Annotated in this window: 22 protein-coding genes; 11 read left to right on the forward strand and 11 right to left on the reverse strand. The window is 68.4% G+C overall.

The window, feature by feature from the left end:
* Positions 1-6: 6 nt before the first annotated feature.
* From JYK02_RS08795 to JYK02_RS08815, 5 genes are all read right to left on the reverse strand, one after another.
* Entirely contained in the window at positions 7-957 is a 951-nt protein-coding gene (locus JYK02_RS08795) for a hypothetical protein (protein ID WP_207050445.1), read from the reverse strand.
* A 1-nt stretch (position 958) separates the two neighbouring features.
* Positions 959-1,804, reverse strand: coding sequence for a hypothetical protein (locus tag JYK02_RS08800; protein ID WP_207050446.1), 846 nt, complete (start codon positions 1,802-1,804; stop codon positions 959-961).
* A gap of 355 nt (positions 1,805-2,159) precedes the next feature.
* A complete protein-coding gene (locus JYK02_RS08805) occupies positions 2,160-3,272 on the reverse strand; it encodes a hypothetical protein (protein WP_207050447.1) in 1,113 nt (370 codons plus the stop codon).
* 283 nt (positions 3,273-3,555) lie between these two features.
* Complete coding sequence (locus tag JYK02_RS08810; protein WP_207050448.1) at positions 3,556-4,023, reverse strand: WD40 repeat domain-containing protein; 468 nt, start codon at positions 4,021-4,023, stop codon at positions 3,556-3,558.
* A gap of 516 nt (positions 4,024-4,539) precedes the next feature.
* Positions 4,540-6,573 (reverse strand): amylo-alpha-1,6-glucosidase, encoded by a 2,034-nt coding sequence (locus tag JYK02_RS08815; RefSeq protein WP_207050449.1) that lies wholly within the window; start codon positions 6,571-6,573, stop codon positions 4,540-4,542.
* A gap of 300 nt (positions 6,574-6,873) precedes the next feature.
* Here JYK02_RS08815 and JYK02_RS08820 point away from each other — a divergent pair, with 300 nt between their 5' ends.
* Positions 6,874-8,427, forward strand: a complete 1,554-nt coding sequence (locus tag JYK02_RS08820) for a phospholipase D-like domain-containing protein (protein WP_207050450.1) — start codon at positions 6,874-6,876, stop codon at positions 8,425-8,427.
* A 134-nt stretch (positions 8,428-8,561) separates the two neighbouring features.
* On the opposite strand, the gene JYK02_RS08825 is transcribed toward JYK02_RS08820, so the two are convergent.
* The gene (locus tag JYK02_RS08825; protein ID WP_207050451.1) at positions 8,562-8,753 is read right to left on the reverse strand and encodes a hypothetical protein; all 192 of its coding nucleotides are present in this window, start codon (positions 8,751-8,753) and stop codon (positions 8,562-8,564) included.
* 406 nt (positions 8,754-9,159) lie between these two features.
* Here JYK02_RS08825 and JYK02_RS08830 point away from each other — a divergent pair, with 406 nt between their 5' ends.
* The 10 genes from JYK02_RS08830 to JYK02_RS08875 all read left to right on the forward strand — a co-directional run bounded on the left by JYK02_RS08830 (position 9,160) and on the right by JYK02_RS08875 (position 20,446).
* Positions 9,160-9,729, forward strand: coding sequence for a polysaccharide biosynthesis/export family protein (locus JYK02_RS08830; protein ID WP_207050452.1), 570 nt, complete (start codon positions 9,160-9,162; stop codon positions 9,727-9,729).
* Between the two features lie 62 nt (positions 9,730-9,791).
* Positions 9,792-10,958 carry a hypothetical protein gene (locus JYK02_RS08835; protein ID WP_207050608.1) on the forward strand — a complete coding sequence of 389 codons (1,167 nt, stop codon included), beginning with the start codon at positions 9,792-9,794 and terminating at the stop codon, positions 10,956-10,958.
* A gap of 35 nt (positions 10,959-10,993) precedes the next feature.
* Positions 10,994-12,403: a GumC family protein gene (locus tag JYK02_RS08840; RefSeq protein ID WP_207050453.1), complete on the forward strand. Its 1,410-nt coding sequence runs from the start codon at positions 10,994-10,996 to the stop codon at positions 12,401-12,403.
* A 36-nt stretch (positions 12,404-12,439) separates the two neighbouring features.
* Positions 12,440-13,177 (forward strand): CpsD/CapB family tyrosine-protein kinase, encoded by a 738-nt coding sequence (locus tag JYK02_RS08845; RefSeq protein WP_207050454.1) that lies wholly within the window; start codon positions 12,440-12,442, stop codon positions 13,175-13,177.
* Positions 13,178-13,290: 113 nt separating this feature from the next.
* Positions 13,291-14,658 (forward strand): polyisoprenyl-phosphate hexose-1-phosphate transferase ExoE, encoded by a 1,368-nt coding sequence (gene exoE, locus JYK02_RS08850; RefSeq protein WP_207050455.1) that lies wholly within the window; start codon positions 13,291-13,293, stop codon positions 14,656-14,658.
* A 108-nt stretch (positions 14,659-14,766) separates the two neighbouring features.
* Positions 14,767-15,849, forward strand: coding sequence for a gluconeogenesis factor YvcK family protein (locus tag JYK02_RS08855; RefSeq protein WP_207050456.1), 1,083 nt, complete (start codon positions 14,767-14,769; stop codon positions 15,847-15,849).
* Positions 15,850-15,885: 36 nt separating this feature from the next.
* On the forward strand, positions 15,886-17,004 hold the full coding sequence (locus JYK02_RS08860; protein ID WP_207050457.1) for a GNAT family N-acetyltransferase: 1,119 nt from the start codon (positions 15,886-15,888) through the stop codon (positions 17,002-17,004).
* A complete protein-coding gene (locus JYK02_RS08865) occupies positions 16,992-18,170 on the forward strand; it encodes a DegT/DnrJ/EryC1/StrS family aminotransferase (protein ID WP_207050458.1) in 1,179 nt (392 codons plus the stop codon). The genes JYK02_RS08860 and JYK02_RS08865 overlap by 13 nt, the downstream gene beginning before the upstream one ends.
* Positions 18,171-18,250: 80 nt before the next feature.
* Positions 18,251-19,447: a GNAT family N-acetyltransferase gene (locus tag JYK02_RS08870; protein ID WP_207050459.1), complete on the forward strand. Its 1,197-nt coding sequence runs from the start codon at positions 18,251-18,253 to the stop codon at positions 19,445-19,447.
* Between the two features lie 9 nt (positions 19,448-19,456).
* Positions 19,457-20,446, forward strand: coding sequence for a D-2-hydroxyacid dehydrogenase family protein (locus tag JYK02_RS08875; RefSeq protein ID WP_347402452.1), 990 nt, complete (start codon positions 19,457-19,459; stop codon positions 20,444-20,446).
* A gap of 3 nt (positions 20,447-20,449) precedes the next feature.
* Here JYK02_RS08875 and JYK02_RS08880 read toward each other — a convergent pair whose 3' ends face one another.
* The 5 genes from JYK02_RS08880 to JYK02_RS08900 form a co-directional block, all read right to left on the reverse strand.
* Positions 20,450-21,004, reverse strand: coding sequence for a hypothetical protein (locus tag JYK02_RS08880; protein WP_207050460.1), 555 nt, complete (start codon positions 21,002-21,004; stop codon positions 20,450-20,452).
* Between the two features lie 3 nt (positions 21,005-21,007).
* The gene (locus tag JYK02_RS08885) at positions 21,008-21,517 is read right to left on the reverse strand and encodes a hypothetical protein (protein ID WP_207050461.1); all 510 of its coding nucleotides are present in this window, start codon (positions 21,515-21,517) and stop codon (positions 21,008-21,010) included.
* A 44-nt stretch (positions 21,518-21,561) separates the two neighbouring features.
* Positions 21,562-22,518 carry a tetratricopeptide repeat protein gene (locus tag JYK02_RS08890; RefSeq protein WP_207050462.1) on the reverse strand — a complete coding sequence of 319 codons (957 nt, stop codon included), beginning with the start codon at positions 22,516-22,518 and terminating at the stop codon, positions 21,562-21,564.
* A 3-nt stretch (positions 22,519-22,521) separates the two neighbouring features.
* Positions 22,522-23,025, reverse strand: a complete 504-nt coding sequence (locus JYK02_RS08895; RefSeq protein WP_207050463.1) for a cytochrome c-type biogenesis protein — start codon at positions 23,023-23,025, stop codon at positions 22,522-22,524.
* Between the two features lie 115 nt (positions 23,026-23,140).
* Positions 23,141-24,385 carry a zinc ribbon domain-containing protein gene (locus JYK02_RS08900; protein WP_207050464.1) on the reverse strand — a complete coding sequence of 415 codons (1,245 nt, stop codon included), beginning with the start codon at positions 24,383-24,385 and terminating at the stop codon, positions 23,141-23,143.
* Positions 24,386-24,441 lie beyond the last annotated feature (56 nt).

Genomic DNA, 24,441 nt, shown 5'->3' on the forward strand with positions numbered 1-24,441 from the left:
CCTAGCTCAGGGAGGCGTCTCGCGCGCCTGCGCGGCGCCTTGCCGCTCGAAGAGCTCCAAGAGCTGCGCATCGTTCATGGCGGAGACTTCACCCGGGGTGGGATCCTCTTCCGTGTAGCCCACGCGCCGGGCCGACTCCTCAAGTCCGGGGAAGCGCGTGCGCAGCTCGCGCCATGCGGTCCGGTCATCCCCGACGAACTGGCAGGGGAGGGAAAGCAGCACGGTGGCCGTTCCTCCCGGAGGAAGTGCCTCCGGCAGCTCGTTGAATCTCAGCGCCACATCCCCGGAGAGGGGCGCGACCTTCATGTGGGTCATCCGGCCGGCCACGGGAAGCGCCCGCACGGTGACGCCTTCCATGCGCGTGGGCATGGAGCGCGCCGGCTGGCCATAGGTCAACGTCGCCATGTCGACCTTCACGGCGCACTGGTCCGGATGCGCGAGCACCAGGAGGGGCTCCTCCGGCCGGAGTTCGACCTGGAGTTCGTGCTCGTCACCCAGGGCTGCATCCACGATGCGGAGGTCGTGCTTCCCCTCCGGGACCGGGAACGTGAGGTGCGGGCCCGACTGCAGGGCCGCCGGCACGGGCATGCCATCCACGCGCAGCTCGACCTCGCCTGCTGGATTGGAGCCCGAGGCCACGACATGGATCCGGCCTGATTTCTCCTCTTGCCCGTTCAGCCCCTGCGCCACCAGGAACAGCAAGGGCCCCGCGACGATGAGTCCCCCGACGAGCCAGGGATTTATCAGCGCGGAGATCCCCCGGGACGGCGATGGCAACGGGGGCTCGGGTGCGTGTGGCTCCGGTGTTTGCGCGCCAAGGCGCGTGTCTTGAGTGGGCTTGGATTCCCTTGATTCAATCAGCGAGACGAGCACCCACCGGATGAGGAGCCCGACCAGGATCCAGGCCAGGGCCTCCAGTCCGTGACCATTGGCAACGTGCCGGAAGAATCTGAGCATGCTAGGGGGTGTCCGTAGCGGTGAGTTCCCGCTGCTCGTCCGTGTAGCCCGCGCGCTGGGCCAGTTCGTGGATGGCGGGAAGGCGGGTCCTCACGGCGGTCCAGGCGCTCTTGTCGTCCCGGGCATGGGCGCAGGAGATGAGCGTCAGCAGGCTGGGGCTCGGGCCTTCGGGCGGGGTGGCAGGCAGCTCCTCGACGTCCAGGAACGCGTTCTGGGGGATGAGGACGGGCTTGGACGGGTTCGTGAAGCGGGCCATCACGGGCGGTGTGGCGCCTGGGGACTGGCCGTACTTCAAAGCCGCCATGTCGATGCGGACGATGCACAGGGCCGGACTTGTGGAGACCATGAAGGACTCACCCTCCTGGACCCGGAGCTGGAAGTCATTGCCGACGCCCACGGCCGAGTCATGGACTCGGCCGATGTGGGGCCCACTGGGAACCGGATAGGTGAAGTGGCGACCGACGCGAAGGGCCGACTCCGCGGGTTTGACACCCACCCATAGGGAGACGTCACTGCCCACGACATGGATGGAGCCTCCCTTGTCGCGGCTGAGGTAGAGGATGACGCCCACCACCGCGATGGTTCCCACGATGGCCAGCTCTCGCTTGGTGATCCACTCCGTCTTCAGGACCTCCTCCGGGGCTGGAAGCGGCGGGGCCTCGTGCGCACCGAGCAGGGTGTCACTCGTCGGAGGGGGCTCGGTGCGGGTGAGTCGGGAGTACGCCCACTTTCCGGCGAGCGCCACTGTCAGGAAGACCCCGGCGGCCTCCACCGTGACGCCCTCGCGGACCATCAAGATGGCCGTGGTGACAACGAACCCGGTGTATCCGATACGGGTGATGCCCATGGCTTTCCCCCTGAAGTGACCTTCCCTCCACCGCGGAAGGGTTCATTTCATGTCGGGTTCTGGATCGTCAAGGCACGGGGCTCACACCCCACATCCCTACGGTTCCGTCTCCCTGTGCCCAGGCAATGAAACGGCCATCGGGTGAGAAGACAGCGTCACTCGACTGAAGGTGTTTATTGTCTGTGTAATCGAGCAACACCTCGCCAGTATCTAACAGCTCCCAGCAAATGCCGGCTCGCTCTTTGCGAGAATTCCGTCACTGCCCTTTCGCCCCTGGGGATGTTGGAATTGCCGTGCAAGACCTGCCTGAGCTAGGATTTTTTCTTGTTCTTGGTGTTTAGGCGCTGTCTGCCGTTTATGTTTTTGTTTCCCGTTTTGGCGTTTTGGCGTTTTGGTGTTTTTTTGGTGGAGGAGTGGGTTCTTGAGGCTGTATGGCTGGAGCCTCATGTTTGCAATTATTTTCATGGGAAGTCTTGTTCTTTTCCTGGGGCGACGTGGTTGGGTTGTCGATAGCTACAGTTCTCAGGTAGATGGCGGGGTGGTGATCGCCCTGATGACTTTTCCCGATCCACCGAAAGAGAAGCCATGCAAGAAGGGCAAGCGCAATTGGGATGGCTTTTTTGGGGGCAAATCTGTATTGCGACTGAATCCATGAAGCCAAGTCGGCAAGAGGCTTGGTTGCGAAGGCGCATTGTGAATTCACCCACAAAATTAAGTCGGCAAGAAGTTTGGTAGTGAAGGCGTATTGTGAAATAACCCACGAAATCAAGTCGGCAAGAAGTTTGGGAGTGAAGGCGTATTGTGGGTTTGCCCACAAAATCAAGTCGGCAATGAGCTTGGGGGTGAAGGGGTGTTGTTGGTCCACCCTTGAAAACAAGTCGGCGAGAAATTCAGCCAGCAGGCTTGAGTCGATCAGTACGAGTGCCCAGATGATCGTCACGAAAATGCTGACTATTTGGTTGATTTTCGAGACGGAGAAGGGAGCTGGGGCGACTAGTGAGTACGCTATGCGGTCTTTCCAGGAGGCAGTGGCTGCCGCTGGGCGCTCAGCTCTGGACTTGTACAAAGGGCCTATGTGTGCGTCTTCCAGTAGGGAGACATGGTTTTCCCAGTTCTCTTGCCAGAACTTGCTGCCCTTGTTGACGTAGTACCAAGCAAGGGAAAACACGAAGCCGATGCATGAGATGAGTACTAATGCTCGTTCTCTGGTTTCTACCGCAGAGGTCCCCTTGGCTGGTGTCGTATTGTAGAACACGCCAAAGGCCACAAATGCCGCACCGATAAAAGTCCAAAAGTAAGTAGCGCGCTTCCAGTATAATTCAATTTCGAATTTCCGGATTTCCAAGGCCTGCCTGAGCGCCTCTTTGGGTTTATCCAGGACTTCTTTGGGTTTGTCGCTTGTTGGGTCTTGGTCTAGCAGGAAGAGTTCTCGGTATCTTGCTTCTGTGATTCTGTTTTTTTCTGTCATGGTCTTGTCTTTTTGTTTTTTGAATGTTTGGGTGGATTGTATTTAGTCTGTCGGAGTGGTGTTTCATGGGGCAGGAGTGGGGTCGCGGATGCTGATGCCCACGGCTACCTCCGATACGACATGCCGGCCACCATCTATAATATTGCGCGGCAGATCTACATCATTGCGGTCGTCGCCTGCAGTCTTTGTCTCGTGCTGTGTTCGCGCATGAGGGCTTGCCGGCAAACTTCCTCGTGCTGAGGGTGGGCAGCGGGTAAGGTGAGAGGTTGGCGCAATCCGTACCTCAGTCTATGCCCCAGAGCCCCACGGTTCCGTCTCCCTGGGCCCAGGCAATGAAGCGGCCATCGGGTGAGAAGACAGCGTCACTCGTTTGCTCGTCGTTATCGTCCGAGTGGCTGAACAGCAATCCACCCGTTTCGAAGTCGTGCAGCACGAAGCCGCGACCGTCAGCGGACGAAACGAGCAATTGCCCGTCCGGGCTGAAGTCGAGGTTGCTCGCGTAGTGGTGGACGTCGTTGAGCCTCTTCAGCTCGCGACGCTCATTCACATCCACCACCACCATCTCGTGGATGCCTCCCGCGACGAGCAGCGGTCGCGTGGGATGAAATGCAACGCTCTCCGCGAAGGCAAACCCGAGGGGAAGAATCCACGGATGGCGGTCCGTCGTCAGGTCCCAGAGGTAGAGAAACGCCTGTTCCTGCTCATGGTCGGTGACCACCGCGGCTGCAAATCGTGAGTCGTGGGAGAACACACATGCTTTGACCTCGACATCCCCCTCAATGCCTTGCAGGCCGCGAATCCTCTCCAGGCCGCCACGTCCCAGAGGAATGCCTCGCCACGTTCCAGGAGGGCCAGCAGCATGCCGTCCCTGGACACGGCCAGCCCGGTGGCCGGTGCGGAGAGGGTTTCCTCACGACAGAGCAAACCGTCCGCCGTGGACAAGGCCAGGAGCCGGGGCCGCCAGGGTGTCGCGGCATTGGCGACCGGCGGTCCCGCGCACACGATGCGATCCGGGCCGCAGAAGAGGGCCACGGGAGGCTCCAGTTTCAGCTTCACCGAGCCAATGGGGACGTCCGCTGCCGTCTCCAGGTTCCACCACCGGATGTATGAACCCTGCCGGAAGTTTTCGAGCAACCGGGTGCCCCGAGGCTCAAAGCCGATGCTCTGTGCCGAGCGGACGGGGAGGGGCCTGGGACCCAGTTGCCGAACACGCTTCAGACCGGCTGCATTCGCCGGGGTGATGACCGCGGATGCCATGCGCGCATGACTACCCCACGTTCGTCTTGCTGAACACCCGCAGCGCCTCCGCCACGCTCCAGGCCTGGGCGAAGCAGCCTCTCGGACGGTAGGGCTCCGTCGCGTCGAAGATTTCCGATATCTGTCCAATGCCCGCGTGTGACAGGTGGACCTCCATTCCAGACAGCAGGGCCCTCGCGGCCTTCAGGTCTGGCGCCACCTTCAACGTCGCGTCGACGTAATGGCCCATCAGCCAGCCCCACACCGTGCCCTGGTGATAGGCCGCGTCCCGGGTGCGCAGGTCTCCGTCGTATGTCGGCTTGTAGTCCTGGCTCCCCGGCGCCAGGCTGCGCAGCCCCACCGGTGTCACCAGCTCCCGGCGCACCACCTCCAGCACCCGAGCCCAGCGCTCGCGCTTCAACACCGGGTGCTTCAGCGAGATGGCGAAGACCTGGTTCGGCCGCACGCTCGCGTCCTCACGGCCGTCCTCTCCGTCCACCACGTCGTAGAGGCAGCCTCCCGCTTCGTTCCAGAAGCGCTGGTTGAAGCTGACCTGCGCCCGCTCCGCCGCGCTCCGGTACGGCCCGGCGTCCTGGCCCAGCCGCTCCGCCCAGTCCGCCATCAGCCGCAAGGCATTGAACCAGAGCGCGTTGATCTCCACCGCCTTGCCCCGGCGCGGCGTCACCACCCAGCCGTCCACCTTCGCGTCCATCCAGGTGAGCTGGTAGCCCTCCTGTCCCTGCCGCAGGAGCCCATCCGCCGGATCCACGCCGATGTGGAAGCGCGTGCCCTTCTGGTGGTGCGCCACGATGTCCCGCAGCGTCGGGAACAGCTCACGCAGCAGCGCTTCGTCTCCCGTCTCCTCCAGGTAGCGGTCCACCGCGTGGAAGAACCAGAGCGTCGCATCCGCCGTGTGGTAGACGCCCTCGTTCTCCCCGTCCGGGAAGTAGTTGGGAATCAGCCCGTCCCGCACGTAGCGCTGGAACGTGCGCAGGATGGCCGCCGCCTCGCGGTAGCGCCCCGTGGCCAGCGTCAGCCCGTCCAGGCTGATCATCGTGTCCCGGCCCCAGTCCGTGAACCACGGGTAGCCCGCGATGACGCTCCTCGCGTCCAGTCCCATCGACCGCGCCCATGCGGCGTCCGCCGGCCGGGGCGGATCAATGATGAACTGGTCCGCCGCCAGCACCAGCCGCGCCGGCACCCCGGACCGCCCATGCTCCGGGGCCTGCTCCAGCAGACGCTGCTGCCGCAGCAGCTCCCGCTCGAAGACCTCCGAGGGCTTGCGCTCCAGCAGGTGCACCGGCGGCTCCGTCGTGAGCCCGAGGTGCAGCGTGCCCCCGGGCTTCAGCGTCGCGGTGAAGTAGCCCGGCGAGTGCTGCACCTCCGTGAAGTCATACCCGCGCGCCTTCTCCAGCCGCAGGTGCTGCGGCTTCGACGTCTCCGCCAGGCTCACGAACGGCGTGGGCCCCTCTGAATACAGCCGCATCCGCTGCAAGGGACCGTCCTCGCCGTTGCGCAGCTCCACCAGCGGGCCGCGCAGCGTGACGATGGGCGCTCCCGCGTCCTTCAACAGCGGCCCGTCGTGCGGGCGCAGCACCGGGAACGGCCGCAGGTGCAGCGTCACCTCCGGGCCGGACAGGTGCTGCCACTCGAGGAACACCGTGTCCTCGCCGTGCACCATCACGTAGCGCCGGCGCAGCCGCGCCCCTCCCACCGCGAACTCCCAGACGGGAATCAGCCCCTCCAGGTGGAAGTGCCGCAGGTGCCTGGCACCTTCCTCCTGCGCGCCTCCATCCGCGTGCTCCTCGGAGGTGAGCCGGTAGCGCGCTCCGTCCACCAGCGCCACCTCCTCCATGCGCGCCATCAGCACCGTGCGGCCCAGCTTCTCCACGGTGGGGATGAACAGGCCGTGGTAGCGGCGCGTGTTGCAGCCCACCACCGTGCTGGAGGCGTAGCCCCCCCGGCCGTTGGTCAGGAGCCACTCGTGGTTCACGCCGGTGCGGAATTCGGCGCCGTCCGGGAAGTCGAACGACAGACGGGGCAGCGCAGGGGCAGGTGCGTTCACGCTTGGGTCTCCTCCTCGCGCCTCGATGCGAGCGCGCTCTGTCCATCCCAACATCAGCCGACCGGTCGTTCGTGCCCAGGTGGAAGCGCACCGGCCGCCCGCCTTCCTGCCCGCTGGGGGTGAACCCCAAGTCCCCACTTGGGCGAAATCAAGCGGGGAGGGTAGGAAGGAGGAGAGGCCAGCCGAACGGGCAGGCCCTCGGCGCGGCCGGGAGCGCGCCGGACCCCCGTCCCGGGAACCCTTGCGACCCACTCCCCGGGACCGCACCTCAGCCTGAGCGATTTTCCGAGGAGACACGGCGTGGCCATCGTGAAGTCAGCGGGCATCAGCGGCCGGCAGCACGGGCTGGCCGAACAGGTGTTCTCCCGCGCCGCCGGTGCGCCGCTCGTGTCGGGCAACGACGTGCAGTTGCTGCGCGACGCGCGTGAGAACTACCCCGCGTGGCTGCGCGCCATCCAGCAGGCAGAGCGCTCCATCCTCTTCGAGAACTACATCATTGAAGACGACGAGGTGGGCCGCAGCTTCGCGGAGGCGCTGGCCGCCCGCGCTCGCGACGGCGTGCAGGTGCGCGTCCTCTATGACTGGCTGGGCTGCCAGGGCACTGCGTCCCGTCATTACTGGCGCTCCCTTCGCGACGCGGGCGTGGAGGTGCGCTGCTTCAATCCCTTCCAGTTCGACCGGCCCCTGGCGTGGCTGGGCCGCAACCACCGCAAGACGCTCACCGTGGACGGCGAGGTGGGCTTCGTCTCCGGCCTGTGCGTCAGCCACAAGTGGGTGGGGGACGCGCAGAAGGGCGTGGCCCCGTGGCGCGACACCGGCCTGGAGATCCGCGGCCCCGCCGTGGCGGACCTCGTGCGCGCCTTCGCCCAGGGGTGGAGCACCGTGGGGCCTCCTCTGGATGAGGAGGGCTGCCTGTCCGCTCGCGCCTCCACGCCCATGGGCGACGTGAACCTGCGCGTGGTGGCCGGCGTGCCCTGGAGCGCGGGCCTGTTCCGCGTGGACCAGCTCATCGCGTCGCTCGCGCGCAAGCGGCTGTGGCTCACCGACGCGTACTTCGTGGGCACCGCCACCTATGTCCAGGCGCTCCGGGCCGCGTCGCGCGACGGCGTGGACGTGCGGCTGCTCGTGCCCGGCAGCAGCGACATCCCCGCGCTTCGCCCGCTCACCCAGGCCGGCTACCGCCCCCTGCTGGAGGCCGGCATCCGCGTCTATGAATGGAATGGCACCATGCTCCACGCCAAGACGGCCGTGGCGGATGGCACCTGGGCGCGCGTCGGTTCCTCCAACCTCAACCCCGCCAGCTGGCTGGGAAACTCGGAAATCGACGTCGCCGTGGAGGACGCCCCCTTCGCCCTGCGCATGGAGGCCATGTACCTCCAGGACCTGGAGCACGCGACGGAGGTGGTGCTCAGCGGCAAGGCGCGGCGCCTGCGTGCCTCGCCGCCACTGCCGCGCTCGCAGCGGGGCGCTCCCGGACGGCGGGGCCGCATGAGCCGCGCGGCCGCGGGCGCGGTGCGCCTGGGCAACACCGTGGGCGCCGCCGTCACCAACCACCGCGAGCTGGGCCGCACCGAGTCCAAGGTCGTCTTCGGCGCGGGCGTGGTGCCCCTGGCGCTCGCGGGCGTGGCGCTCTACTGGCCCCACGCCGTGGCCGTGCCAGTGGCGCTCATCTCCGCGTGGGCCGGCATCGCCCTGTGGAGCCGCGCCGTGCGCCTGCGCCGCCAGGAGGCCCAGGGCACCGCGCAGCAGCCGCTGCCGGAGCAGGAGGTGCCGCCGCGGCCTGGCGAAGCCCCGCGCGCCCTGCCGGAAGCACCCGCGCCCCGCGCGCCGGAAGCCGGGCCGCACCAGCCCTGAAGAAGAGGGCAGGGCCCGGACATGATAAGGGCCCACGGGCCGGGAGCGGGGGAGGGCTGTTCCTCCCACTTCGCTGATCCGGCCCGAAGGCCCGTGAATCCTTACAGCGTTTCAGCCTGTCAGTGCGCGCGGCGCTACGCCTGCTTCGCCACGCCCGCGGGCTCCGCCGCCTTGCCATTCAAGAGCGAGCTGCCCCCGTACAGGGCCAGGCCGACCATGCCCAGCACGCCCGCTTCGACGCCGTTGCCCAGCGAGGCCCCCATCAGCCCCACGATGCTGGTTCCGAGCATGAAGACCACCCCCACCGCCCCTGCCACCTTGCCCATCCGCTGTCCCCCTCTGGACTGAATTGGACCCCTGAACCACTACCGCTGTCCGACGCCCAAACCCTTATCAAGACGCGTGCCAGCGCATTGGCACGGGGGGCCCAGAGGGAGTGCGAGATGAAGTGGAAGGTGGGGGCCGCACGTTGGGCAATCCTCTTCCACCCCGTGGAAGCGATCGGCAGAAAGCACAGGGGAGAACACCGGGGTGGGACCGGAATTTTTCCCGGATGCGCCCATGTGCGCCTGATGTGGCACGCCGTAACCCACCGAGTTCCAAGGGTTTTCCCTCCCCCCTGCCGCTGGCACACGCGCTGCTAAGAGCCTCCGCCAGAAGCGAGCCGCCCAGCCCTTCAGGGCGTGTGAACGGTGGCCCGCGCGGACATCAGTGAACGAAGGAGAGCGGAAGATGGGAATGCGGCGCACGGGGTTCTGGACGGTGATGGGGATGCTCCTCCTGTCGGGTTGTGCTCACCAGCAGACGCTGAAGGTCGACAACGCGGAGCAGCCCTACCGCATCGGCCGCGAGGACGTGCTCGACGTGAGCGTGTGGCGGGACCAGGAGCTGTCGCGCACGGTGCCCGTGCGCCCCGACGGCTTCATCTCCATCCCGATGGTGGGTGAGATCCAGGCCGCGGGCAAGACGCCCACGGAGCTGGCGGAGACGCTCAAGTCGGGCCTCCAGGCGTATGTGCAGGAGCCGCGCGTGACGGTCATCGTCCGCGAGGTCAACAGCAGCCGCGTCTTCGTGACGGGCGAAGTGGCCCACCCGGGCGCCTACCCGCTGCGCGGCCGCGTGTCGCTGCTGCAGGCCATCGCGCTGGCGGGCGGCTTCACGGACTTCGCGAACTCCGACGGCATCGTCGTCATCCGCACGGACGGCAAGGGCGGGCAGATCCCGGTGCGCTACAGCGACCTGGTCTCCCCCGACGGCGAGAACGTCATCCTGCGGCCGGGTGACACCGTCGTCGTCCCGTGAAGCGGGACGGGCGCGAAGACCTCAAAGACAGACATCCGGAAGCAACGAACGTGGGCGTGGGTATGGACGGGAGGGCGGCGGTGAGGGGCAACTGGAAGCGGGCAGTGATTGCAGGCTGTCTCATCGCCGCGCCGGCCGCGCAGGCGGCCACCATCCTGGAGCCGCGACTGCGCCTGACGGCGGAGGAGCGCTTCGACAACGACATCCGGCTGGGGTCGGGCGGCACCAACGGGCAGTTCATGACGAAGCTGTCCCCGCGGCTGGGCCTGGACGTGAAGAACGAGCAGCTGACGTTCGACTCGTTCTACGCCACGGACCTGCTCGCGCGGCACGGCTCCGGCAAGACGACGGTGGACCACCGCGCGGGCGTGGGCTTCCGGGACGTGCTGTCCCGGCGGCTGCGGCTGGACGCCAGCGCGAAGGTGTTCCGCGTCACCGACCCGACGTCGCTGCCGCGTGACGGCCTGGCGCGCTCCACGGCGCCCACCTTCTACGCGACGACGAAGGTGGGGCTCACGGGGCGCGTCACGGAGCGCATGGACGTGCGTGCCGGCTACGCGTTCGAAGCGACGCGCATCATCGAGCCGGGACGGGTGGCGGGCTACTCGCACACCCCGTCGGTGGAGCTGTGGTACCGCTCCACGCGCCGGCTGTCCCTGGGCGCCGAGTACCGCTACCAGGGCTTCCTGTACGACGGCGACTACAGCCAGGCGCACGGCGCTGCCGCGGCCCTGCGCTACCGGCTGACGCGGCCCACCACGCTCACCCTCCGGGGCGGGCCGGTGCGCTACCTGCCGTCGGACGCGACGCGTGGCGGGTGGCTGCCCCGCGTGGCGCTGGAGGTGATGCGCGAGGGCGAGCGCAGCGATTTCGGCTTCTCCATGGGGCACGACCTCGTGGGTGCCAGCGGTTTTTCCGGCGCGGTGTGGGCGGACTACGCGTCGGTGATGGGAGCGCACCGTTTCACGCAGAAGCTGTCGGCCTTCGGGGCGGCCAGCTTCTTCCGCAACGGGCGGGCTCCCGGTGAGAACTACACGGAGTGGCGCAACACCACGAACGTGTCGCAGGGCTATGCGGTGGGTGGAGGCGTCGAGTACCGGCTGAGCCGGAAGCTGGCGCTGCAGGGGGCGTTCGACCGCATCGCGCAGGTGGGTGCGGCGGATGTCGCTGGGGCGGGGGACCTGACACGCAACGTGTTCGCCCTCCGTCTGGTCATGACAGCTTGGTAGGCAACTTTCGGGAGTTCAAGGTGGAGGAGCGGATCATGGAGCGTGGGATGACGGCGGACCAGTTGCTTTCGGCCCTGTGGCGCCGCAAGGCCCTGGTGGGGGCGATCGCTGCAGCAATCTTCGTGTTGGGCGCGGCCATCGTGATGACCCGTCCGAGCATTTATGAAGCGTCCGTGGTGGTGCGTGTGGAGCCGCAGCGCCCCGGTGAGGAGATGGTCCAGCGCACGGTGAGCGAGCTCATCGAGCAGCGCCTGGTCACCGTCCGCCAGGAGCTCTTGGCGCGGCCGGTGCTCCAGAAGGCCATCGAGGAGATGAACCTCTACCCGGAGCTCGTGTCCGATAAGGGCATCGAGGCGGCGGTCGAGCAGATGCGCAAGGACCTCACGGTGCGCGTCGAGGGTGAGACGGCCTTCGAGCTCACCTACGCGGGCCGCGACCCGCAGGTGGTGGCGCAGGTGGCCAACCGCCTGCCGGCCATCTTCTCCGAGGAGACGCTGAAGATCCGCCAGGCGCAGGCGGCCCGCGCCACCGACCTCTTCACCGAGGAGATGGTCGGCATGGGCAAGGCCGTGTCCTCCTGGGAGAGCAAGATCGCCCAGTTCAAGGTGGCCCACCTGGGTGAGCTGCCCGAGCAGATGGAGATGAACATGCGCGGCCTGGAGCGCATCAGCGCCCAGCTGCAGACGAAGTCCGAGGAGCTGCGCTCCGCCGAAGCGCGCCGCTCCGACCTGGCCCGGGCCCGCAACGCCGCGGACAGCGAGGCCGGCCGCCTGGAGGCCACGGAGAGCGGCCTGTCCCGCACCCTCACGCAGGCCAAGACGCAGTGGACCCCGGACCACCCGGAAGTGAAGCGGATGGAGCGCGAGCTGGGTGACATCAGCGCCCAGCGCAAGGACGCGGAAGGCCGCATGTACGCCGAGCGCAACGAGCGCACCCGCGTGGCGCAGCTCATCACCAACATCCAGAAGGACATCGTGGACCTCCAGAAGCAGGCCGAGGCGTACCAGGCGCGGCTGAACAACACCCCGCGCTGGGCCCAGGAGCTGGCGGTCATGAACCGGGACTACGAGATCGCCCGCACCAAGTACCAGAGCGTGGTGAGCCGCAAGGTGGAGGCGGAGATCGCCCAGGAGCTGGAGGCCAAGAGCGCCAAGAGCCTGTTCAACGTCATCTCGCCCGCCGGGGTGCCTTCCTCCCCGGCCCGCCCGGACCGCATGAGCGGCCTGCTCATCGCCGCCCTGGTGGCCCTGGCCCTGGGTGTCCTCACCGGCACCGTGCTCGAGATGCGCGATGACAGCCTGCGCGATGGTACCGAGGTCCGGGAGCGCATCACCCTGCCGGTCCTTGCGGTGGTCCCGAACATGCAAGGCAAGACGGAGAAGCGGGTCCTGATGCCCATGGCTGGGAGCAAGAACAGCGTCTCCTCGCCCACGACCCTGAATTAATTGCCGACCCTCTACGGAAAGGATTGGAGAACTCAGATGGATTCGACGATGGAGCGGGCCGGAAACTTCCTCCCCCGCGTGGATGACAGCGCGACGTCCAGCAACGCAGTGGACCGCCGGGTGGTGACGCTCACGGCCCCTGCCTCCGCGGCCGCCGAGCAGTACCGCACCCTGTACTACCGCCTGGAGCGCATGCGCGAGCAGCGCCCGATGAAGGTGGTGGCGCTCACCTCCGCGATGCCCGGCGAGGGCAAGACGGTGACGAGCGTGAACCTGGCCCTGGCCGCCGCCCGGGCGAACCCGGAGCGCCGCATCCTGCTGGTGGACGCGGACCTGCGCCGGGGGCAGGTGGCCCCCACGCTGGGCATGCGCAACAAGCAGGGTCTGGCGGAGCTCCTGGCCGGTGAGTGCGACGTGCGCGACGTGGTGCGCCGCTTCAACTCCACGCGCCTGGCGGTCATCCCCGCCGGCGCCACGCCGGAGGAGAGCACCCAGGTGCTGGCCTCCGCCCGCATGAAGCAGTTCCTCAAGGCGGTGCGCGAGGGCTTCGACGAGGTGTACGTGGACCTGCCGCCCACGCTGCCGTTCGCGGACGCGGCCATCCTCGGCCACCAGATGGACGGCGTGCTGATGGTCATCCGCGCCAACGTCACCCCCTCCAAGGTGGTGAACCAGGCGGTGGAGCAGCTGGCGGGCGCGGCCATGGTGGGCTGCGTGCTCAACGGCGCGGAAGTGAACGCGACCCCGTACCTGAAGAACTACGTGAAGAAGTAGCAGGCAGTCTGTCGAGGTGGAGTGTCTTTGAAGGCCCGACCCGCTCCTCGCACCGATGAGGTGCGAAGGGCGGGGGGCCTGGAGCGGCGGCGGGTCGGGGTTGGAGGAGTCACGTGCTTCGCGTTTTCCATCACTACTTTTCAGCCAAGAAGTTGACGTTCTTCCTTGCCGAGTCTTCGGCGATCGCGCTGGCCTGTGTCGCGGGTGCCGCGGCCTGCGCGGCCCTCTTCGCGCCCCTGGGCTCCACGCCCCCGTTCGCCACGATGTGGCCGACGCTGGTGGGACTGGGCCTGGCCTTCGTCGTCACCTTCCAGTTCACGCTGTACCTGTTGGACCTGTACGACCTCCGCATCGCCGCCGAGGACCGCACGCGCGGCTACCGCTTCCTCAAGGCCGCTGGCGTCACGGCGATGGTGGCGGGCGGGGTGATGCTGCTCCTGCCGCTGGCCCTGCCGGTGGTGCTGCCTCCCGGGACGCTGCTGGGCGGCGCGATGGGCGCCCTGGCCGGCACCCTGGTGGTTCGCGTCTCCATCCGGGCGCTGGTGGGTGAGCCCGACGCGGTGCTCGTCGTCGGTGACGGCATGAAGGCCCGCGCGGTGGCGAGCGCGATTGAAGACGGCGGCGAGGGTTCCTTCCGCGTGGTGGCCCTGGTGGATCCGCGCAAGGTGGAGGAGCCGCTGGACGCGATGGCGACCCGCCTCAACGCCTCCTACGTGGTGCAGGCCGCGGACGACATGCGCGGCGCCAACTGGGTGGAGGCGCTGCTGCGCTGCCGGCTGGACGGGCGGCGGGTGTACGACGCGGCGGGCTTCTGCGAGCGCGTGCTGCGCCGCATCCCGGTGCAGTTCCTGCGCGCCAGCGACTTCGCCTTCGCGGACGAGATGACCGTGTCGCCGCTGCGCCGGGCCTTCAAGCGCGTGTTCGACGTGGCGGTGGCGTCGCTGCTCCTGCTGATGGCCTCGCCCTTCCTCATCCTGGTGGCGCTGGCCATCAAGCTGGACTCCAAGGGCCCTGTCTTCTACCGGCAGGACCGCGTGGGCCTGGGCGGCCGTGCCTACCCGCTCTGGAAGTTCCGCAGCATGCGCACCGACGCGGAGAAGAACGGCGCGGTCTGGGCGCGCTCCAACGACGACCGCGTCACCCGGGTGGGCAAGTTCATCCGCAAGACGCGCATCGACGAGATTCCCCAGGTGTTCAACGTGCTCCTGGGCCACATGAGCTTCGTGGGCCCGCGTCCGGAGCGTCCGGTGTTCACCGAGCAGCTCAAGCAGCAGATTCCGTTCTACGGCGTGCGCGAGGCGGTGAAGCCGGGCATCACGGGCTGGGCGCAGATCCGCTACCCCTACGGGGCCTCCGTGGAGGACGCGCGCAACAAGCTGGAGTTCGACCTCTACTACGTGAAGAACGGGTCGTTGTTCCTGGACGTCGGCATTATCTTCCACACCGTCCGGCACGTGCTGTTGGGGCGGGGTGCTCGGTAGCCTGGTTCGGTAGTGAGTGATTGAGACCATCCGCGGCCTCCGGTTGTTGGGGGAGGCCGGGATGCCAAGGGTGGGGCCATGGATTGGGATGGGCGAGGGGGTCGGAACATGGTGGGCATGGATGTGGACGCGCCGTTCTCTGAGCAGTGGAGCCAGGACGACGCGCGCAACAAGGCGCAGAACGTCGCGCACAACGAGCTGCTGCAGGCGCCGAAGAACCGTCCCACCCGCATCGTCGCGATGGGCGGCGGCACGGGCCTCCCCATGGTGCTCAAGGGGCTGGCCCGCCGCGCGGCCCCCAAGGGTGGCCAGCCCGGCGTGGACATCACCGCGGTCGTGGCGATGAGCGACGACGGCGGCAGCTCCGGCCGCCTGCGCCGCCAGCACGGCGTGCTGCCCCCGGGCGACATCCGCAACTGCCTGGTGGCGCTCGCGGGTGGCAAGAGCGCGCTGAAGGACGTGTTCCAGTACCGCTTCGGCGGCGCGCGGGGCCTCGCCGGCCACGCGGTGGGCAACCTGCTCATCGCCGCGCTCGCGGAGCTGAAGGGTGACTTCCTGGAGGCGGTGCGGCTGTCCGGGGAGCTCTTGGGCGCGCAGGGCCAGGTGCTGCCCAGCACGCTCGCGTCGGTGCAGCTCGTCGCCCAGATGCACGACGACACGGAAGTGGTGGGCGAGCGCAACATCTGCCGCGCCCAGGGCCGCGTGCGCCGCGTGTCGCTCAGCCCCCGCTCGCCGCCCCCGGTGGACGGCCTGCTGGAGTCCATCTACACGGCCGACCTCATCGCCATCGGGCCGGGCTCGCTGTACTCGAGCGTGCTGCCCAACCTGCTGGTGGACGGCGTGGCCCAGGCGCTGAAGGAGACGCGTGCGCTGAAGGTCATGGTGGCCAACCTGATGACCCAGCCGGGTGAGACGGACGGCATGAACTGCCTGGACCACGTGCAGGCCGTCATCGACCACGTGGGGCCGGTGCTGGACGCGGTGCTCGTCAATGGCCGTGCGCCCTCGGAGGAGTCCATCCAGCGCTATGCGCGCAAGGGCTCCTACATGGTCACGGCGGAGACGCGGGAGCTGCTGTCCTCCGGCGTGATTCCGGTGCAGGCGGACCTGCTCAAGGAGGGGTCCAAGATCCGACACGACAGCCGCAAGGTCGCTGCCTGCCTGCTGAAGATGGCGCGCAGCGGGTTGTAGGCCGCGCCGTCCATCACCACCTTGGGGCCCGCTCACATGGAAGCCATTCCCTTTCAAGCCGCCCCCCGGGTCGAGGAAGTCAACGACCGGGCGGCCTTCATGACCCTGGAAGCCGAGTGGAACCAGCTCGTGGAGACGACCTCCAACGAGCTGTTCTACCGGCACGAGTTCCTGCGGCTGTGGCTGGACAACTTCGCCGCCGGCTCGCGCATGCGCGTGCTGCTCATGCGCGGCGAGGACGGCAAGCTCAGCGCCGCGCTGCCGCTGGTGGAGGAGCGCACGTCGATGTACGGCATGCCGGTGCGTCAGCTCACCTCCGCGGCCAACGCGCACTCCTGCCGCTTCGACGTGCTGGCGCGCGAGCCGGACGCCGCGGCCCGGGCCTTCCTCACGCACCTGCGTGAGACGGGCGGCTGGGACGTGCTGCGGCTGACGGACGTGCCGGACGGCGGCGTGGGCTTCCGCCTGCTGGAGGCCGCGAAGCAGTCCAACCTGCCGGTGGGCGAGTGGGAGTCGCTGAACTCGCCCTACGTGCCGCTGCCCGCGAAGAAGGACGCGTACTTCGCGAAGCTGCCGTCCAAGTTCAAGGCCAACTGCCGCCGCCGCCGCCGCAAGCTGGAGGAGAAGGGGAAGGTCACCTTCGAGCGCGTCACCGGTGGGTTGGACCTGGAGGGCACGCTGGAGGAGGGGCTGCTGCTGGAGCAGAGCGGCTGGAAGGGCGCCAACGGCACGGCCATGGCGCAGGACGGAAAGACGCGCGGCTTCTACACGGAGCTGGCGCGTGACGCGGCCTACCGCGGCCGGCTGTCGCTGTACTTCCTGCGCCTGGACGGGCGCGCGGTGGCGTTCCAGTACGGCCTGGAATACGGCGGGCGCTACTTCCTCTTGAAGCCCGGCTACGACGAGAGCCTGAAGGAGTGCAGCCCGGGGCAGCTCCTCATGGAGGAGGTGCTGGGGCACTGCCTGGAGCGCGGGCTGACCGAGTTCGATTTCCTGGGGCCGGACATGGTGTGGAAGCGCGACTGGACGGACGAGGTCCGCCGGCACACCTGGCTCTACGTGTTCAACGACACCGCCTTCGGCCGGGCCCTGTGCTCGGCGAAGTTCCGGTGGGTACCGGCGGCGAAAGAGGTGGTGGCGCGATGGAAGCGGTGAAGACGACTGACAAGCTGTTCGTTCCGTCCCTGCCCACGCTGTGGCCGGGAATGCTGATGGCCCCGCCGCGTCCGGGGGCGCTGCCGCCGTTCTCGTCGCCCAACGCGCGCTACTTCTACTTCGCGCGCAACGCCGTCTGGCTGACCATGAAGATGCTGCGCCTGGATGGCGGCGAGGTGCTGATGCCCGCCTACCACCACGGCGTGGAGGTGGAGGCCGTGGTGGACGCGGGTGCCATTCCGCGCTTCTACCGCGTGGGCAGCCGCTGGGACGTGGACGTGGCGGACGTGGCGAAGCGGATCACTCCGAAGACGCGCGCGCTCTACCTCATCCACTACGCGGGCTTCCCGGGGCCGGTGGACGCCATGCGCAAGCTGGCGGACGAGCACGGCATCCCGTTGATTGAAGACTGCGCGCTGTCCCTGCTGTCGTCCGACGGCGCGACGCCGCTGGGCACCACGGGCGACGTGGGCATCTTCTGCCTCTACAAGACCCTTCCGGTACCCAATGGAGGCGCGCTGGTCGTCAACGGCAAGCGCTCCTACAGCCTGCCGGAGCCGCCCGCGCCGCCGGTGGCGTCCACCTTCAGCCACACCGTGTCCGCGCTGCTGCAGAACCTGGAGCTGCGCGGCGGGGCGGTGGGCCGGGGCCTGCGCGGCCTGGTGCGCTCGGTGGGGCACGGCGCGGTGAAGGCCGCGAGCGTCGAGCGCGTCGCCACGGGCACGCAGCACTTCGACCGGCGCCACGTGGACCTGGGCATGAGCCCGCTGACGAAGCGGATTGCCCTGGCGCAGGACCTGGAGGGCATCGTCGAGGCCCGGCGCCGCAACTACTTCCTGCTGTTGAGCCGGCTGCGCGACGTGTCTCCGCCGCTCTTCAACCAGTTGCCCGCGGGCGTCAGCCCCCTGTTCTACCCGATGGTGGTGCAGGACAAGGAGACGCTGCTGGCGAAGCTGCGCGAGAAGGGCATCGACGCCATCGACTTCTGGAAGCGCTTCCATCCGGCGTGCGACCCGACGGAGTTCCCGGAGGTCGCGCAGCTGCGGCGCACCATTCTTGAGATTCCGTGCCACCAGGACCTGTCGCCGGAGGTGATGGGGCAGGTGGCGGACGTGGTCCGGGAAGCGCTCCAGTCCGAGCGCCGTCCGAGCAAGCGCGCGTCGTGAGGGAACAGGAGCTGGCTCCCGGGTTGCAATGGCACCCGGGGGCCGGAGCAGTGCTTCGGGAAAGGCATCGGGGTGACGCGGTGATCCGCGAAGACGAGTTGACGTCGGGTCCGAGGTTGACGCCGCGGTTGGACGTGGCGGCGGTGGGCAGTGCCTCTCAGATGGCGGGCATGCGGGCGGAGTGGAACGCGCTGCTGGACGCGAGCAACGCCGGTCCGTTCAACGCCTGGGAGTGGCTGTATCCGTGGTGCCGGCGCATCGCGCCCGAAGTCCGGCCGCTGGTGCTGACGGCGCGCGACCGGCTGGGCACGCTGGTGGGCCTCCTGCCGCTGGGGCTGGAGCACCGCTGGGTGAACGGCATGCGCGTGCGGCGCCTGGGCTTCCTGGGTGAGACGCACGTGGGCAGCGACTACCTGGACGTGGTGGCGCGCAAGGGCCGCGAGGCGGAGGCCGCCCGCGCGTTCTTCAACGTGCTCCAGGGGCTGCGCGATGAGTGGGACGTGCTGGACCTGACGGACCTGCGCGAGGGCTCGACGACGCTCGGCGTGGCGCGCGAGGTGTTTGGCGACGTGCGCGTGACGGAGCGCTACGTGTGCCCGTACGAGACGTTGGTGCCGGGCGAGCCGTTCGACGCGTTCCTCAAGCGCACGGGCCGGCGGGACAACTACCTGCGCCGGCGCAAGTGGCTGGAGAAGCAGGACGGCTACCGCATCGAGCGCACGGACGCGCCGGGTCAGCTCGCCGGGCCGATGACGGACTTCTTCCGGCTGCACGCGCTGCGCTGGTCCTCGGACGGCGGCTCCCAGGGCATCAAGGGCGCGGGCGTGGAGGCCTTCCACCGGGACGCGACGCAGTGGCTGGCGGAGCGGGGCCGGCTGCGGATGTACACGATGAAGGTGGGCGGCCAGGCGGTGGCGTCCGTGTACGGCATCCTGCATGGCCAGACGTTCGTGTACTTCCAGTCCGGGTATGACCCGGCGTGGCGCAACCGAAGCGTCGGCCTGGTGCTCGTGGGCGAGACGTTCAAGGACGCCATCGAGATGGGCCTCACGGAGTACGACTTCCTGCGAGGCACGGAGACCTACAAGTCCGACTGGGTGACGAAGCAGCGCCAGACGGTGTCGCTGCGCGCGCACGGCGCGGGCTTCGCGGGCGAGTGGTTCACGCGCTCCGAGGAGTGGGCCCGCCAGACGCGCAACGCGGTGAAGGGCGTGCTGTCCGACGAGCTGGTGGAGAAGGTGCGCCGCTTCCGCCGCCGCAAGGCCGCGGTGGATTGACGCGACGGGGTGGCGCGGCGGATCCTGGCCGGTGCCATGGAGAAGCTGCGCTGCGCCATCCTGGACGACTATCAGGGCGTTTCGACGCGGCTCGCGGACTGGTCGTCCGTGAGCGCACAGGTCGAGGTGACGGTGTTCCGCGAGCACTTCTCCCGAGAGGAGGAGTTGGTCGCGGCGCTGTCGCCGTTCGACCTGCTCGTCGTGATGCGCGAGCGCACGCCGGTCCCGAAGGCGCTGATTGAACGGCTGCCACGGCTGCGCCTGCTGGTGACGACGGGGATGCGGAACGCGTCCATCGACCTGGCGGCGGCGGCCGCGCACGGCGTGACGGTGTGCGGGACAGCGAGCGCGACCGAGCCGCCCGTGGAGCTGACGTGGGCGTTGATCCTGGCGCTCGCGCGGAACGTGGTGGGGGAGAGCACGGCGTTCCGGCAGGGTGGGCCCTGGCAGCACTCGGTGGGCGCGGACCTGCATGGGAAGAGATTGGGCTTGCTGGGCCTGGGGAAGATTGGTGGCCGCGTGGCGCGTGTGGGCGCCGCGTTCGGCATGGACGTCGTCGCGTGGAGCCCGAACCTCACGGACGCGAGGGCCGCGGAGGTGGGGGTGGCGCGGGCCGCGGCGAAGGAGGCACTCCTGGAGACGAGCGACTTCGTCTCCATCCACCTGGTGCTGGGAGAGCGCTCACGGGGGCTGGTGGGACGCGCGGAGCTCGCGAGGATGCGGCCCACGGCGTACCTCATCAACACGTCCCGTGCGGCCATCGTGGATCAGGCGGCGCTGGTTGAAGCGTTGCAGCAGGGCCTCATCGCGGGCGCGGCGGTGGATGTCTTTGAAACAGAGCCGGTGCCCGCGGACGACGTGCTGCGGAAGTTGCCGAACCTGCTGGCCACTCCGCACCTGGGCTACGTGTCCCAGGGGAACTACGCGACGTACTTCCGTGAGGCCGTGGAGGACATCCGCGCGTACCTGGATGGCGCGCCCATCCGCAGGCTGGGGTGAGGCTCAGGGAAGGTTGTCGGGCTCGCTCGTGAAGAGCGCGTGGAAGAGCGTCGTCTTCGGAGGGGATTTCCAGCCCACGAAGACAGGCACAGGATGGTTGGCGATGTCAGGGGGCAGCAGGCTTAGCCCCATCGTGGACTCCATGAGTCTCGCCAGCGTGACTGCGGGCTCTACCGCGGGAGGCTCCAGATCAAGCTGCCGGAACATCCGTCTCTCTCCGTACTCAAACAGGACCCGGTACACGGTGTAGACCGGCGCGATGATGCTGGCGCAGCCGACGTAGACCCAGTGCAGGCCAGCACGCTCAGGAGTACGTCTTGGATAGATGGCGCACCAAAAGCTCGCATCCCGAGACGTCGTGATGTCTCCGATGGAGTCCTGGGGAAATGCCTGTTCGAGTTGGTCGATCAATATGTCCCAGGGCCCGGGATCCGCGAGCTTCGGCTGCCACAGTGCATGGAGCAGATGTGCTTCGGGGCTGGGTTCCTGATTGGGATCTTCTTCAGAGGGCCAGTAGGTCCGCGCGATCTCCAGCAACTCCTCGGTGGATGGAACCATGGGCTACATGCCTCCGCTTGTGGTTGGACCTGAAGGTGTCACCACTACGGGCTTGATGCCCATGGAACAGACCTTCGTGACTTTGGCACCTTCAATGACCGCCTTGAGCGTCAGGTCGTAGAAGGTCTTGAACTCCTCACAGGCAATTCCGATGGGTGTGGCTGGTGTGGCACCAGAGAAAGTGGCCCTCGCCGCCTGATTCGCGCAACTCGCGGAGAGGCTTTGCGCCTGCTCCATGGAGATCGTTCCCTGCGCGCCATTGGCGATGGGCATCTCCACGCCGAACTTGCAGTAGAACAACTCTCCCGTGTCTCGAGCGATGCCGACATGAAGGCACGCTGCCCGCCAGCCGCCCTCCTTCTTCCCGCGCTGCTTCACCACTTCATGAAACACGAAGTGACGGGGGCGCAGGGCGCCCTCCACGTACGTCGCGGAACCGCCTGTCGCGCAGGCGGATGACAACGCGACGATGCACAGCGCGACAGCGGCCTTCCAGACGCCGGATGCACCCATGGCCCACCTCCAGGGGTGACACACTCACGGCGCTCAGCGTACGCCTACTGCTGCGCGACCTCCGCGCGCAGCTGGGCGACGGCGGGGGCCAGCTGCGGGGGCTGCATGTTCTTGGGCACTTCCACGGTGAAGCGTTCGAAATGCGCCAGCGCTCCCGCCTTGTCGCCCCGGCGCAGCGACAGGCTGCCCAGGAAGATGAGCGCCTCCTGCGCGTCCGGCCACGTGTCCACCAGCTCCGTCAGCTCCGCTTCCGCGCCCTGCAGGTCGCCCTGCGACGCCGCGCGCAGCACGCCCCGGTGCACCCGCAGCTCCACGTTGAACGGATCCACGGCCAGGCCCTTCAGCGTCACCTTCAGCGCTTCCTCGAACTGCTGCTGACGGATGAGCTCGTGGCTCAGCATCGACGCGGCCTCCACGTCGCCCGGGTTCGACGCCAGCCGCTGACGCGCCTGCTCCAGCTCGTCGTTCGGCTCGGGCATCTCCGCCTGCTGCTGCTGAGCCATGCCCGGCGGCGTCGCGCCCGTGCCCATCTGGCCCTCCTCGCGCGGCTTCTGCTCGGACACCAGCAGGTAGCCCAGCCCGCCGAAGAAGACGACCACGCCCGCGCCCCACATCGCGCCCACCAGCTGCGGGTTGCGCGACGCCCAGCCCGTGGGCGCCGGCACGTTGCGCGCGGGCGCCTTCTCTCCCGCCGCCTGCCGCTTCTGGTGCTCGTCCTTCGCGCGCAGCGCCGCGGCCGCTTCCTTCTCCAGCCGCGCCTTCTCCGCCGTGTAGTGCTCCGCGGTGAAGTGGTGCTTCTCCGCCTCCAGCGTGCGCAGCTGCTCGATGAGCGACTGCGCCCGCTGCGCCAGGTCATCCACCGTGCCGTCCGCCTTCGGCGACGTGTCCGGCAGCGCGCTCCCCGTCTTCATCTTCATGTAGAGGAGCCACGCGGCCGCCAGCACGAAGGCGACCGACAGGACGATGATTCCGGGCAACCAGTTGGTGGGCTCGGGCTGCATGGCTTAGCGCTCCAGCTCCCGGCGCACGGCCTGGAGGTAGGGGTCCGCGTCGTCCGTGGACGGCGCGGGAGTGGAAGGGGAGGGGACCGGCGCGGCTTCCGCTGACGCGGCGCCCTCGGGCAGGGGCTGACGCTGTTTCATGATGACGAAGAGGCCGCCCAGCACCAGCGCCACCGGCCCCAGCCACACGAACCAGTTGAAGCCCTCCGCGCGCGGCTCCAGCAACACCCACTCGCCGTAGCGCGCCACGAAGTAGTCGACGATCTCCGTGTCCGTCTTTCCGTCGGAGACCAGCTCGCGCACCTTGTCCAGCTGCGCGCGCGCCATGGAGGACGGGCTGTCCGCCACCGACAGGCCCTGGCACACCGCGCAGCGCAGCTTCTTCGCCAGCACCTGCACCCGCGCCTCCTGGGCCGGCGCGAGCGGATCACTCGCGGCCTGCTGCGGCGCGAACTGCCCCGTGGCAAGGCTCAGGGCGAGGGTCAACGAAACGAGGACGGCATTCATCGGGGGCTCCAGCGGGGGCCGTCCCTAACTACCGCCCCCTGACGGGTATTGCACAGTGAAACCTGGGCCGCACGCCTACCGCCCGGGCAGCCCTTCCATGGGACTCTCGCGGCCTTCAGCCCCGGTACCCGCCGGGCTCGGCTTCGGTCTCGGTCTCCAGGTCCTGCTCCGGGTCGTAGGGGTCGTCCTCCGGAGGGAGCAAGCCCTGCGGCTCGTCGCGGCCCAGCGCGTGGCGCACCGCATGGAAGCCCACGGCCCCCAGGCCGGCGAGGAACGCGAACGGCCCCACCGCGAGCTTCACCCCCGCGAGCGCCCAGAGGAGGCTCACGCTCACCGCGCCCACCGGCACCCACCGCAGCCAGGCCGGGCGCTCCACGTCCGGCCGCAGCGCCGCGAGCACGAGCACCGACAGGAGCACCAGCAGCGGCAGCTCCGACAGCGGGAGGTCCCAGCCCGAGCGCGACATGACGCCGCCTCCCTGGCTGTAGAGCGAGTCATCCGAGGGACGCGTCGTGGGCAGCACGCGCAGCTCCGGCGGCGCGCCGCGCACGCTGCCCGGCACCGGCGCGTTGTCCGGCAGGGACGACCCGTCCGCCATCACCTTCCCCCAGGGAAGGAACAGCGCCACCACGCACACCGCCACGCCTGCCAGCGCCAGCACCCGGGGAAAGCCCAGCAGCGAGCGCGCATCGAAGTCGCGGCCCACGCCGTCCGGCTCCGCGATGACCAGCCGGTACTGCTCCACGGCGATGAGCAGCGTGCCCGCCGCCCACAGGGGCAGGAGCAGGTTGAAGCCCGACAAGAGCCGCACCGTGAGGGCCAGCAGCAGCAGCGTGAAGCCAGCGGGGACCTCCGGCCGCAGCAGCACCAGCGGCACGTGGTCCACCCAGCCCGGCGCGTTGCCGTCGCGGCGCAGTTCGCGCGCGACCAGCGCCACGCTCCCCACGAGCGTCAGCAGCGTCCCCAGCACGCCCACGCTGGGGAAGAAGGGGAGGATGGACAGCACCAGCGAGAACGTCACCAGCCCCACACCCACCACGCTCTGCGAGTGCCCCGGCACGTCCTTCAGCCAGCGCGGGCCCGTGTAGGGGTCCTCGTCCTCGTACGCGTCCGGCGGAGGCTGTTCCCTGGCGCCGCGTGGAGGGGCGGAGCCGGCGCGGCCCTGCTGCCGGGCGTCCTCCTCTTCATCCAGGATCTCCGCCGCGTACGCCGGCTCCGACATGGGGCGGCTCGGGCGCTGGCTCTTCGCGCTGCTGGCACGCGGCGGCGGGGCGGGGCGGGCGGGCATCTTCGCGCCGCAGTTCTCGCAGTACATCAAGCGGACGTCCGCCGCGCTCTCACCGCACTCGGGGCACTGCATGGAGAACCACCTCGCTGGAGCAGGGGCCGGGGGTGCCCCCGCGAACGACGCCGGCA

It is taken from the genome of Corallococcus macrosporus (genome assembly GCF_017302985.1).
Taxonomy (GTDB): Bacteria; Myxococcota; Myxococcia; order Myxococcales; family Myxococcaceae; genus Corallococcus; species Corallococcus macrosporus_A.